Annotated in this window: 10 protein-coding genes; 4 read left to right on the top strand and 6 right to left on the bottom strand. The window is 59.6% G+C overall.

All coding sequences use genetic code 11. The annotated features are described in order from the left end of the window. Positions 1-6: 6 nt before the first annotated feature. The gene (locus THALAR_RS13125) at positions 7-222 is read right to left on the bottom strand and encodes a putative signal transducing protein (protein WP_040818745.1); all 216 of its coding nucleotides are present in this window, start codon (positions 220-222) and stop codon (positions 7-9) included. A 57-nt stretch (positions 223-279) separates the two neighbouring features. Here THALAR_RS13125 and THALAR_RS13120 point away from each other — a divergent pair, with 57 nt between their 5' ends. Beyond that, positions 280-1,281 (top strand): polyprenyl synthetase family protein, encoded by a 1,002-nt coding sequence (locus tag THALAR_RS13120; RefSeq protein WP_021102061.1) that lies wholly within the window; start codon positions 280-282, stop codon positions 1,279-1,281. Here THALAR_RS13120 and THALAR_RS13115 read toward each other — a convergent pair. The 4 genes from THALAR_RS13115 to THALAR_RS13100 all read right to left on the bottom strand — a co-directional run bounded on the left by THALAR_RS13115 (position 1,274) and on the right by THALAR_RS13100 (position 6,638). Then, complete coding sequence (locus THALAR_RS13115; protein WP_040818742.1) at positions 1,274-2,134, bottom strand: 4-(cytidine 5'-diphospho)-2-C-methyl-D-erythritol kinase; 861 nt, start codon at positions 2,132-2,134, stop codon at positions 1,274-1,276. The two genes, THALAR_RS13120 and THALAR_RS13115, sit on opposite strands and share 8 nt — an antisense overlap. Then, positions 2,134-3,840 carry a tetratricopeptide repeat protein gene (locus THALAR_RS13110; RefSeq protein ID WP_021102059.1) on the bottom strand — a complete coding sequence of 569 codons (1,707 nt, stop codon included), beginning with the start codon at positions 3,838-3,840 and terminating at the stop codon, positions 2,134-2,136. The genes THALAR_RS13115 and THALAR_RS13110 overlap by 1 nt, the downstream gene beginning before the upstream one ends. Before the next feature lie 116 nt (positions 3,841-3,956). Then, complete coding sequence (locus THALAR_RS13105) at positions 3,957-5,603, bottom strand: electron transfer flavoprotein-ubiquinone oxidoreductase (RefSeq protein WP_021102058.1); 1,647 nt, start codon at positions 5,601-5,603, stop codon at positions 3,957-3,959. A gap of 66 nt (positions 5,604-5,669) precedes the next feature. Further along, entirely contained in the window at positions 5,670-6,638 is a 969-nt protein-coding gene (locus THALAR_RS13100) for a phosphatase PAP2 family protein (RefSeq protein WP_169788544.1), read from the bottom strand. 151 nt (positions 6,639-6,789) lie between these two features. Here THALAR_RS13100 and THALAR_RS13095 point away from each other — a divergent pair, with 151 nt between their 5' ends. The 3 genes from THALAR_RS13095 to THALAR_RS13085 are packed head-to-tail and all read left to right on the top strand — an operon-like array spanning position 6,790 to position 10,991. Further along, the gene (locus tag THALAR_RS13095; RefSeq protein ID WP_021102056.1) at positions 6,790-7,107 is read left to right on the top strand and encodes a DUF2834 domain-containing protein; all 318 of its coding nucleotides are present in this window, start codon (positions 6,790-6,792) and stop codon (positions 7,105-7,107) included. Next, positions 7,107-8,372 carry a diaminopimelate decarboxylase gene (gene lysA / locus THALAR_RS13090; protein WP_021102055.1) on the top strand — a complete coding sequence of 422 codons (1,266 nt, stop codon included), beginning with the start codon at positions 7,107-7,109 and terminating at the stop codon, positions 8,370-8,372. Before THALAR_RS13095 ends, lysA begins: the two co-directional genes overlap by 1 nt. A 33-nt stretch (positions 8,373-8,405) precedes the next feature. After that, positions 8,406-10,991 carry a TIGR02302 family protein gene (locus tag THALAR_RS13085; protein ID WP_021102054.1) on the top strand — a complete coding sequence of 862 codons (2,586 nt, stop codon included), beginning with the start codon at positions 8,406-8,408 and terminating at the stop codon, positions 10,989-10,991. Here the strand turns inward: THALAR_RS13085 and THALAR_RS13080 are convergent. Beyond that, positions 10,988-11,824: a zinc-ribbon domain-containing protein gene (locus THALAR_RS13080; protein WP_021102053.1), complete on the bottom strand. Its 837-nt coding sequence runs from the start codon at positions 11,822-11,824 to the stop codon at positions 10,988-10,990. The two genes, THALAR_RS13085 and THALAR_RS13080, sit on opposite strands and share 4 nt — an antisense overlap. Positions 11,825-11,849: the final 25 nt, after the last annotated feature.

The raw sequence follows: 11,849 nt of genomic DNA, 5'->3' as shown, positions 1-11,849 counted from the left end.
AGGCCGTCAGTCGCTGACCGGGATATCGTTGTCACGCAGAACGGCCCGCGCCATGAACAGGTCTTTTTCAAGGACCATCAGGCGACGTGGCAATATGCCGACCGACCCTTCCATAACACTCATGTGGACGTCCATTTCGAAGACGCCTATATCTTCTCCTGATAGCAGGGCTTTGGAGAAGGCAATGATGGTTGGGTCGTTGCTGCGCAAAAGTTCTTTCATGTGATTGAGTTAACGACAGCCCAACTGGTTTGTCGAGAGATGAGGCAGAGCGCGACAATGAGTTTGGACACCCCAGCGGTAAAGCCACATGATCGCCTTCAAGCGGCCCTTGCAGATGATCTGGCTGCTGTGGGTGAATTGATCCGCGCGCGCATGGCTTCAGAGCATGCGCCAAGAATTCCCGAGGTTACCGCCCATTTGGTCGAGGCGGGCGGCAAGCGCGTTCGGCCTATGCTCACATTGGCGGCAGCTCGGATCTGCGGCTACGACGGGCCGTATCATGTTCATCTGGCCGCCACTGTCGAGTTTATCCATACCGCGACCCTGCTGCACGACGATGTCGTTGACGGCAGCGAGCAACGTAGGGGACGCCCTGCGGCAAATCTGCTGTGGGACAACAAATCCTCGGTTCTGGTCGGGGACTATCTGTTTGCCCGCTCGTTCCAATTGATGACGGAAGCGGGCCGGTTGGATGTGCTCAAAGTCCTGTCCAATGCGTCTGCGGTGATCGCCGAAGGCGAGGTGTTGCAACTTACCGCCGCCCAAAACCTTGCCACGACGGAAGACGTGTATTTGCAGGTTGTGCGCGGCAAGACAGCGGCGCTGTTTTCAGCGGCGACCGAAGTGGGTGGTATGATTGCGGACGCTCCGGCGGAGGTTGTTAAAGCACTGTTTACCTATGGTGACGCCCTTGGCGTCAGCTTCCAGATCGCGGATGATATTCTGGATTTCTCCGGCGATAGTGCGAAGACCGGCAAGAACGTTGGCGACGATTTTCGCGAACGCAAGCTGACGCTGCCCCTGATCAAAGCGATTGCCGCAGGTGGTGCGCAGGATCGTGACTTCTGGGTCCGGACGATTGAAAAGGGGCGCCAAGAAGAAGGCGACCTCGACCATGTCTTGTCGCTACTTGAAAAACATGACGCGTTGCAACAGGCGCGAGAAGATGCGCTTGTTTGGTCTGCAAAGGCAAAGAAAGCGCTCGACACGGTTCCTAACGGCGAACTCACCGACATGCTGCACGATTTGGCCGACTACGTGGTATCTCGTCTCAATTAGCGGACTGATCGCCCAACGTGCAACTTCGGACCCACCATTCTGGACGGCTATTCAGAATATGCGCCTCAGCCGCCCACGCGGCTTCGCTGTCTGGAAACAGGCCGAAGCATGTTGCGCCAGAACCTGACATGCGGGCAAGCTGACAGGCGGGCGTTGCGTCAATGGCCGCCAAAACTTCAGAAATTACAGGCGCAATGGATATCGCGGCGCTCTGCATGTCGTTTCGTTGGTGCGAAATCCAGTCGATCAGTGATGATCCGTCGGGCAGGGACTTCGGCAGTACGTCCATCGGCGCGTTGTTCTTGTCAGTGACGGCGTTGAAGACCTGCGGGGTCTGCACCTCGACCCGGGGGTTGACGAGAACTGCGTGGAGTTCTGGCAAATGGGGAAGTAGCTCGATTTTCTCGCCAACGCCCGACATACGCGCGGCGCGGGAGAACAGGCAAACCGGAACGTCCGAGCCAAGCTGCGCCACGCGGGTGAACGTTTGCTCTGACGCGTCGGGTGCTGGAAGCGCCCAGAGCTTTGACAGCCCGCGATAAGCGGCGGCCGCATCGGCAGTCCCCCCGCCAATGCCAGCGGCGACGGGCAGGTTCTTCGTAAGCGTGATTTGGGCGGTCCCTTTAGGAGACAGAAGGTGCGCCGCAGCAAGCACAGAGTTGCTCTGTGTTGGAACGGCGGCCGCTTCCGGGCCATCTACTATTAAGGAGAGAGAGGGGGCTTCGCGAAAGCTCAACTTGTCGCCGACCGAGGCGAAAACCACCAAACTGTCCAGCTCATGATAGCCGTCTTCACATTGTCCTGTGACATGAAGAGCCAGATTCACCTTAGCCGGCGCGAACTCCCGCAACATCAGTCTTTGGCGGTTCGGGTGGTTTCCGCTTTGGCTTCGTCCGCCAGAACCGCGTCCAGACCGCGTGACAGTTTCGCGCGGATGCGTTCGGCCTCTTTTTCTTCCGGCTCGAAAGACAGGGCGCGTTTCCACTGGAACTCTGCTTCACGTTCGCGCCCGACCATCCAGTAGACGTCGCCCAAATGGTCGTTGACGATAGGGTCGACCGGCAACAACTCGACCGCACGCTCCATCGGGGCGACGGCTTCTTCAAATCGCCCGAGGCGATAGAAGATCCAGCCCAGACTGTCCGTGATATAGCCGCTATCGGGGCTTTCTTTCACGGCGGTCTGGATCATCTCCAACGCTTCATCAAGTTTGATGCGCTGCTCCACCAGCGAATATCCGAGGTAGTTGAGGATGTCCGGCTGGTTTGGCGAAAGCTCCAGCGCCTTGCGGAAATCGTCCTCCATGCCGGCGAAGTCGTCCATTCGCTCCTTGACGATCCCGCGTGCATAAAGAATGCGCCAGTTTGCGCGATGTCCTTCGCCATTGATCTCCAATGCGCGGCTGTATGCTTCGACGGCCCTTTCGTCTTTCTCGGTCCGGCTGAGCAGGTCACCATAGGTGGACTGAACCATGGCGATATCATCGTGGGTTCTCGACAAGGCTGACATGACCTCGACAGCGGCATCCTTGCGGTCCGCCGCAAACAAGGAGTTAGCCCGTCCGATTTCGGCCAGAATATAGGCCGGAGAGTTTGCGTCCAGCGTCGCATAGGCCCGCGTCGCCAGATCATACTGGCCCATATCTTCGAGAATTTGCGCGCTCATCAAAACCGCAGGGGCATGATCCGGGCGGATGTGCTGCGCCATGCGGACATAAAGAAGCACGTGCTCCGGCGCTGCACGACCATCCAGAATCGCGGACAGGTTGAAATATACTTCCGCGACACCTTCGCGGGCATTGGTGACGAAGTCGTAGCCCACGGGTTCGCCAGCGATCAGACGGTCCTTGAGGTCTTCCAATTCGGCGCTGAAGCCGTTTTCGGTTGTTGCTTCCAGCAATTCGATCGCGTCCTCGCGCCGCTCCAGCTGGGCAAGCACCTGTGCGTGCGCTTCGATTCCACGCGGGCTTAGGATCAGAGGGCCGTGGGTCTTGCCCGAGAGGATTTCGTCCGCACCCTCGAAATCGCCAACAGACGCCAGCGCCAAGGCGTTGTGATAATACGCGAAAGAGGCAAAATCCTCGATTTCTGCGACCGAATTGAACGCGGCGGTCGCGTCAGACATTTTCCCTTGGCCAAGCAGTGCCCACGCGTGGGTAAGACCGCCAAGCAGGGGCGCAAGCCCTGTCGTTTCTGGGCTTTCCTGTGCTGCCCTGTCAAAATCGCCTTGGGCAACCGCGACGGTATCCAGCACGAGGTCAACTATCTGATTGCGCCCGCCCGCCTTCTCGTGGTCTGAGGCGATGTCGGCCGCAGTCTCAATGTCGCCCTTGCCGATCAGCGCGATAATCGCGCTTTCCTTCAAGAGCAGATTGTCGGGTTCCGCCGCAATCGCGCGGAGGAAGTATTGCGACGCCTCGTCATAGTCGAAGGAAATTGTCGCTTGCCGCGCGGCCAGATATGGTCCCGCCAATCCGCTTTCCGCCGCCAGCACCGGCGCGGGAGCTGCTGCAAGCAGTATCAGCGCCACGGCGCGGCATCGAAATGAAGTCGTGATCATGTCAGTCGGGCCCAATTTTCCTGCATCTCGATTGGAAACTAGGGGGCCGACTATAGGTTGTCCATAAAGTGTCCATCACAATGGCGCGGGAAAAGCTTCACCGCGCCAATTCGGTGTCACATATTGGGGTAGTTCGGCCCGTCACCGCCTTGTGGTGTCGTCCAGACGATGTTTTGCGACGGGTCCTTGATGTCACACGTCTTGCAATGCACGCAGTTCTGGAAGTTAATCTGAAAGCGCGTGTCCTCGCCTTCGCCGACAAACTCGTAGACACCTGCCGGGCAGTAGCGTGCTGAAGGGCCGGCGTATTTCGGCAAATTGACATTGACTGGAATTGTCGGATCCTTGAGCCGCAAGTGCGACGGCTGGCTTTCCTCATGATTGGTGGCGGCGAATGCCACATTGGTCAGTCGGTCAAAGGATAGCTTTCCATCGGGCTTGGGGTATTCGATAGGCTTGAACTTCGAGGCCTCGCCCGTAGCCTCGGCGTCGGATTTTCCGTGGTGCAGGTTCAACGGGGAGGTTCCGATAATGTTGTTAATCCACATATCCGCCCCGCCGATGGTCAGCGATGCGGTCAGTCCGTATTTCGACCATAGGGGCTTCACGTTGCGCACGCGTTTCAGGTCCTTGCCAATCGCGCCGGAGCGGACTTCCTCGTCATAGGCATCCAGAACGTCGCCCGAACGGCCGGCGCCCATCGCCTCGAAAGCCGCCTCTGCCGCCGCCTTGCCCGATAGCATTGCGTTGTGGTTACCCTTGATGCGCGGCACGTTGACCATGCCGGCAGAGCAGCCCAGCAAAGCGCCGCCGGGGAATACGGTTTTCGGCAGCGACTGCCATCCGCCCTCGGTGATTGCGCGGGCGCCGTAAGCTACCCGTTTTCCGCCTTCCAACAGGTCCGCGACCATCGGATGATGCTTGAAGCGTTGGAATTCCATGTAGGGGAACAGGTACGGGTTCTCGTAGTTCAGGTGAACGACAAAGCCGACATAAACCTGATTGTTGTCGAGATGGTAGATGAACGACCCGCCGCCCGCGTTCTTGCCCAATGGCCAACCCATCGTATGCGTGACGGTGCCTTCCTTGTGCTTGGACGGGTCGATTTCCCAGATTTCCTTCATGCCGAGGCCGTATTTCTGCGGGTCACGACCTTCACCGAGGTTGTATTTCTCGATGACCTGCTTGGAGAGCGATCCACGCACACCCTCGCTGAGGAATACATACTTGCCAAGAAGCTCCATCCCGGGCTCGGTATTTTCACCGTAGGAGCCATCGGCCTCCAGCCCGAACACACCGGCGACCACGCCTTTGACTTCGTCGTTTTCGCCGAAAACCAGATCGGAACAGGCCATGCCCGGGAATACCTCGACGCCCATTTCTTCGGCTTTTTCGGCCATCCAGCGGCAGACATTGCCCATGGAGACGATATAGGTGCCGTGGTTGTTCATCAGGGGTGGCATCACGAAATTGGGGATACGAACTTGGCCCGCCTCGCCAAGCATGTAGAAGTTGTCGGACTTTACAGGCACGGTGATCGGAGCATTCATGTTTCGCCAATCGGGCAACAGTGCGTCAAGGCCCGATGGGTCCAGCACCGCGCCGGACAGGATATGCGCCCCGACTTCGGAGCCCTTCTCCAACACGACCACGTTCAAGTCCGCGTCCAGCTGTTTCAGGCGAATGGCGGCGCTCAGACCGGCGGGGCCGGCCCCTACGATCACCACGTCGTATTCCATGCTTTCGCGTTCAATCTCGGCCATGTCGTCATTCCTCTCGCAACGCCCCAGCGGGGCGGGTTCGCAACTTTCTTAGCTTTAAACCTTCAATCAAGCAGGAATGTAAGTGGCAATTGCGACGTTGCGTCGCCGTAGCACGGCCCATAACGCGATGACAGCGGCGAAGGAGACGTAGCCATCCACCGCATAGTGCCATCCGTGGTAGACAGAGGCGAACATGATCGCGCCCGCGAACGCTATGCCAACAGGTGCCAGCGCGCGCGAGCGTTCACACAGATATAGCATGGTGACTGCGGCCAGCCCTACATGGACCGACGGGAAGGCCGAGATGCCGGACCCCACACTTTGTCCGTTTTCGACATAGAGTTTCCAAAGGTTGTCTTGCACCTGCCCGAGCGCGGATGAGGCTATGCCGCTGTTTTCAAGGGCTGCAGCCAGATCGGCAAAGCGCGTGCCGCCGAGCAGCCGGTCATAATACACTGGCCCGACTGAACTACCGATCGCGGCCAGCACATTTCCAAGACCAACCCACGAGACGACATGCAGGATCATGAAGCGCTTGGAGCGGTCGGGGTCGGTGTCGGTCATCGCGATGAACACCGGCAGAAAGATTGCTGGCAGAAACCATGCCATGAAATAAAGGATTACAATGAGGGATGGCGATACGATTGCGGCCATCGCATGAGTGATGCGCCACGGGTCGACGCCAAAATGCAAAGCGGCGTCAAGATCCGCGAAGAAGGGATCCGCGTAAAACGGCTGCACGTAGGGAATCGAGGTCTTCACCAGCGAGAACGCTACTGAAAAGGCCAAGCATCCAAGCAACGCATAAACGGAAGGCACGATTCGCGCTCGTATCCCGTATTTGCGGGTGAAGTAGAGCGACACTGCGATGAACACGGCCAGATATGGCATCCATCCCGCAAAAGACATTAGCAGGTAGAGCGATTTTCGTGCCGCCCCGATTAGCAGCAATTCGGGCTGGTCGCGCAGCACCGAAACCAGCACTACGGCGCAGGCTAGGTATACTAAGGAAAACAGTAGGTAGTGTCGCATCATTACGGTCGGCCCCCTAAGCCATTCGGGGCGTTTTGCCCCGCAGATTAGGCGAAAATAAGGAAAATGCGCGGTTATGACGGGGCCGCGGGCCTTTCCGAGGGGTGGTTGTTGGGCTACATCGCCACGCAACCGACACAAGGGAGCTTCGACCATGTCCACGTTGCGAATGATATACCTCGCCCTTGCGATCTGGGGGGCGATCCATCCGATGTACTATTTCATGCAGTGGTTTTCAGAGTTTGGCTTCACGCTGACAGGCATGGTCGACGCCTGGCACGCGAATGCGGCGTCGTCGGGGCTGGTGTGGGATTTGACCATTGCCGCGATCACGCTGACGGTCTGGATCATCGCCGAGGTGGCCGTCCGGCGGAACTGGTCCGCGCTGGTTGCGATTCCGGCGACTTTCTGTATCGGTGTGTCCTGCGGCTTGCCGCTCTATTTGTTCCTGCGCACAAGGCCTCTCGACTGATGGACCACTTCCTGTATCGCGACGGCGTTCTGCACGCCGAAGACGTTGCCATTTCTGACATCGCCACCGAGGTTGGTGCGCCGTTCTACGTTTATTCCAGCGCCACGCTGACGCGCCATTTCCGCTTGTTTGATGACGCGCTGGACTGGACGGACCACTTGGTCTGCTACGCAATGAAGGCGAATTCCAACCAAGCGGTGCTGAAACTGCTCGGTGATTTGGGCGCAGGCATGGATGTCGTCTCGGGGGGTGAATACATGCGCGCCAAGGCGGCGGGCATTCCGGGCGAGCGGATCGTATTTTCAGGCGTCGGCAAAACCCGCGCCGAGATGCGGCTGGCATTGGAAGGTGGCATCCGGCAGTTCAACGTTGAGAGCGAGCCGGAAATGCATGCGCTGTCCGAAGTCGCCTCGTCCATGGGTGCTGTCGCCCCGATCACCATTCGCGTGAACCCCGACGTGGATGCTAAAACACACGAGAAGATCGCCACGGGCAAATCAGAGAACAAGTTCGGCATCCCGATTTCCCGCGCCAAAGAGGTTTATGCCGAGGCCGCCGCCCTGCCGGGGCTGGAGGTCATCGGGATCGACGTCCATATCGGCAGCCAGCTGACGCAGCTGGAGCCATTCGGTCAGGCCTTTGACAAGGTCGCGGAACTCACCGGAGTTCTGCGTGCGGAAGGCCATGACATCCGCCGTCTTGATCTGGGCGGGGGCTTGGGCATTCCCTACGAGCGGTCCAACGACGCGCCGCCGTTGCCGCAGGAATTCGGGCAATTGGTGCGCGAAAAAGTCGGCCATCTGGGTTGCGAAATAGAGATTGAGCCCGGTCGGCTGATAGCGGGGAATGCCGGCCTTCTGGTGTCAGAGGTCATCTACATCAAGCAAGGCGAGGACCGCCAGTTTATGATTATCGACGCAGCGATGAACGATCTCATCCGGCCAGCCATGTATGGCGCTTATCACGAAATTATTCCGGTGGTGGAGCCTGAGGCGGGCGCAGAGCAGGTCAAATACGATATCGTCGGTCCCGTCTGCGAAAGCGGCGACACGTTCGCCAAGCAACGCGTAATGCCGCCGGTCGAGGCTGGGGCGTTGGTGGCTTTCCGCTCAGCGGGCGCATATGGCGCGGTTATGGCGTCTGAATACAATTCCAGGCCGCTCATTCCCGAGGTTTTGGTCCATGAGGATCAATTCGCCGTCATCCGCGCGCGTCCGACCTTTGACGAGATGATAAATCGCGATACCATTCCCTCGTGGCTTTGATGCTGTGGTGCGTCGGCCCAATGGGATGACTTGATGAGCAAGCCTGACACCGACATTGACCTCTCTGCCTTGAAGTGGCCTACGCGGCTCACTCTGCTCGGCCTCTGGGCCGAGCGCATTACACATGCGTTCTGGCCGCTTTGGGCTGTCATGTTTGCGGCGATGGCGGCTTGGATTTTGATTGGATTGGCCAGCTTGCCCGTCGAAGTGATCTGGGCCGCGATCCTAGTCGCTTGTGGCGGATTGGTCGCGTCTCTGGTCTACGCATGGCGAAAGTTTCGCGTCCCGAGTTGGGAGGATGCGCTGAACCGCATTGACCGCACCATGCCGGGGCGTCCCGTTACGGCGGCGCTCGATACGCAAGCTCTGGGCGGTAGCGACGCCGCATCGCAGGCGGTCTGGCGGGTGCACAAGGAGCGTATGCAGGCGCGCTTGGCCGAGGCTGAAGCGGTCTCGCCCGACCTGCGCGTGTCGTCGCAAGACCCCTACGCGTTGCGATATGTGGCCGTGTTGTTGGTCGTCATGACCGTCGGTTTCGGCAGCCTCTGGCGCAGCGGGTCGCTCAATGATCTTGCGCCGGGCGGGATGGGCCAGGCCGTGGCGGCTGGACCCGCTTGGGAAATCTGGATCGAGCCGCCCGCCTATACGGGCAAGCCGAGCCTGTATCTGAACGCGGTGAAAGTCTCCGAATTGACCGTGCCGAAAGGCAGTGACCTGACCGTGCGGCTTTACGGGCAGGTGGGTAGTTTGACGCTTTCGGAGACCGTGTCCGGCACTGTCGAGCCCGAAGGTGACACGCCACAAACTGCTTTTAGCAGAGTGATCGAGCGAGACGGCACGATCCGTATCGAAGGTGATGACATCGCAGAATGGCAGATCACCGCGCAATCCGACACGCCGCCCGAAGTGAAAGTGAGTGCGGAGGTCTCGCGTCAGATCAATGGCGAGATGGAGTTGCCTTTCACCGCGTCGGACGATTACGGCGTTGAACGCGGGTTGGCCACACTTGCACTCGACTTGGCGTCGGTTGACCGTCGCTATGGTCTGACTGTCGCGCCGGAGCCGCGCGATGAAATCGTGTTGGATTTGCCAATGCCTATTTCTGGCGGGCGCGAACAGTTTACCGAAACGCTGATCGAGAACCTGTCGCAGCACCCTTGGGCCGGACTGCCGGTGACGATTGATTTATCCGTCGCGGATGCCTCCGATCAGACCAGCACGCCAGAGATCGTGCAGGCTGAACTGCCGGGGCGGCGTTTCTTCCAACCCATCGCCAAGGCTTTGGTGGAGCAGCGCCGCGATCTGTTGTGGTCGCGGGAGAACGCGCCACGGATAGTCCAGATCTTGCGCACGATTACTTATGATCCGGACGGGTATTTTCCAAGCGAACTGGCGTATCTTACGACCCGCATGGCGTTGACCCGGCTCGAATTGGCAATGCAATTCGGCATCTCCGACGAAAAGCAAGACGACATCGCGGATATGCTCTGGCGTGCTGCGACTCTTCTGGAAGACGGGCGCCTGTCCGATGCGTTGGAGCGGCTGCAACGGGCGCAGGACCGCCTCTCGGACGCCATGAAAGAAGGTGCGACCAGTGAGGAAATCGCCGAGCTGATGCAAGAGCTGAGCGAAGCCATGCAGGACTACATGGAACAGCTGGCGCAAGAAGGGCAGGATGGCGAACAGCAGCAGGCTCAGGGTGAGACGCAGGAAATAACCGGCGACCAGTTGCAGGAAATGCTCGATGAGATCCAGCGCCTGATGGAAGAGGGCAAGATGGCGGAAGCGCAGGCCTTGCTCGACCAGTTGATGGAAATGATGAAGAACATGCAAGTCGCGCAGGGTGAAGGCGGCCAAGGCCAGCAAAGCCCCGGCCAGCAAGCCATGGAAGGGCTGCAAGAAACGCTGCGGGACCAGCAAGGGCTGAGCGACGAGGCTTTCCGTGACCTTCAGGAGCAGTTCAATCCGGGCGCACAAGCGGGTGAGAGCGAAGGCAACGAAGGCCGCAACGGCGGCCAGGGCCGTGGACAAAGCCATGATGGGCAGGGCGGCCAGCAAGGTGAACAGGAAGGTCAGCAAGGGGAGGGCAACCAGCAGGCCGAAGGCCAGCGGGACGGCGGCTCCGAGCGGTCACTGGCAGATCGCCAGCAGGCACTGCGCGAGGAGTTGAACCGCCAGCAGCGCAACCTGCCGGGGCAGGGCACGCCCGAGGGCGATGCGGCCCGCGAGGCGCTGGATCGTGCGGGCGAGGCGATGGACCGCGCCGAGGAGGCGTTGCGAAACGACCAGACCGCCGATGCACTTGGCGCGCAGTCCGACGCAATGGAAGCCTTGCGCGAAGGCATGCGCAACTTGGGTGAAGCGATGGCCCAGCAACAGCGGGAAAACCAAGGCCAACAGGGGCAGAACCAAGGTCAGGCCTCCCGCCAAAATCGTGATCCGCTGGGCCGCGAGCAGGGTACGAATGGCATGATCGGTTCTGAAGACAATATGCTGCAAGGTGAAAACGCGCAGCGCCGCTCCCGTGAGTTGCTGGACGAAATCCGGCGTCGCTCCGGCGAACAGGATCGCCCCGAGATCGAGCGTGATTATCTGAAACGGTTGCTGGACCAGTTCTAGGACTGGCCGTCCAGCGTTACGCCAATTTTCTCGACAAGCCCCTGCGCGGCGGTGTCCAGCCCCACACGAATGCTATCGACTGTGGTGACATAGCTTTGCAGCGTGTCCGACAAAGCGGGGAAGCTGCGCGCAATCTGTGGCGCGTAGACATACACGAGCATCAGGGCGACGGCGAGCAACAGCATCAACCCGAAGCCCAGGCGGAAGCTGCTGCGCTCGGTTTGCTCGGTTTCGCCACCTTCCGCAGCCAGTCGCGCGGCCTCTGCCTCCGCTTCCGCAGCTTCTGGCGACAGTGTGGAGTTGATCTCTTCGATGTCGGGGAAAAGCTCTTTCTTGGCGCTTGTCTCTTCCCGTTTTGGCGCGGCGGCGAGTGCGGTATCATCGTCGTCCACCGATGCGGACTGAGCATCCAAGCCTCGCCGCCTTGCCACACGGTCGCGGGCGGCCGATGCGTGATCTTCGGATTCGGCGCCGTCCAGACCAAGATCCGGTTGGGTTTCCAGCCCGCCACGTTCGGCTTCGCGTGCGGCTGTCTCCCGCTCGACTTCCTCGTGGATGATTTCCATAGCTGCCGGGTCGACAGTCGGCTTGCGCGGCGGCATGGACCCAGCGGCGGGCGGGAGGATTGCCGCCTCTTCATCGTCGGAATCGTCCGCCGACTCCTCAACCTCAGGCGCGGCAGGAGCAGGAACGTCTTCATCTTCATCCGCCTCAGGGGCGGCTTGAAACCAAGTGGTCGTACAATTGGAACATTGGACGTCGCGCCCTTCGGCTGGAATAAGGTTGTCGTCAACCTCGTATTCCGCATCGCAGTTTGGGCAAATCAGCCGCATGACATCTCCGCTTTCGCGCCGTAAA

Origin of the sequence: Litoreibacter arenae DSM 19593 (assembly GCF_000442275.2) — a bacterium.
GTDB classification, from domain to species: domain Bacteria; phylum Pseudomonadota; class Alphaproteobacteria; order Rhodobacterales; family Rhodobacteraceae; genus Litoreibacter; species Litoreibacter arenae.
The sequence above is the reverse complement of the archived record's forward strand: the minus strand, read 5'-3'. Positions and strand labels throughout refer to the sequence as shown.

Excerpts from the sequence above, each read along its gene's own strand:
- THALAR_RS13110 (WP_021102059.1), bottom strand. The coding sequence starts at position 3,840 with ATGATCACGACTTCATTTCGATGCCGCGCCGTGGCGCTGATACTGCTT.
- lysA (WP_021102055.1), top strand. The coding sequence starts at position 7,107 with ATGGACCACTTCCTGTATCGCGACGGCGTTCTGCACGCCGAAGACGTT.
- THALAR_RS13095 (WP_021102056.1), top strand. The coding sequence starts at position 6,790 with ATGTCCACGTTGCGAATGATATACCTCGCCCTTGCGATCTGGGGGGCG.
- THALAR_RS13100 (WP_169788544.1), bottom strand. The coding sequence starts at position 6,638 with ATGATGCGACACTACCTACTGTTTTCCTTAGTATACCTAGCCTGCGCC.
- THALAR_RS13125 (WP_040818745.1), bottom strand. The coding sequence starts at position 222 with ATGAAAGAACTTTTGCGCAGCAACGACCCAACCATCATTGCCTTCTCC.
- THALAR_RS13105 (WP_021102058.1), bottom strand. The coding sequence starts at position 5,603 with ATGGCCGAGATTGAACGCGAAAGCATGGAATACGACGTGGTGATCGTA.
- THALAR_RS13115 (WP_040818742.1), bottom strand. The coding sequence starts at position 2,134 with ATGTTGCGGGAGTTCGCGCCGGCTAAGGTGAATCTGGCTCTTCATGTC.
- THALAR_RS13085 (WP_021102054.1), top strand. The coding sequence starts at position 8,406 with ATGAGCAAGCCTGACACCGACATTGACCTCTCTGCCTTGAAGTGGCCT.
- THALAR_RS13080 (WP_021102053.1), bottom strand. The coding sequence starts at position 11,824 with ATGCGGCTGATTTGCCCAAACTGCGATGCGGAATACGAGGTTGACGAC.
- THALAR_RS13120 (WP_021102061.1), top strand. The coding sequence starts at position 280 with ATGAGTTTGGACACCCCAGCGGTAAAGCCACATGATCGCCTTCAAGCG.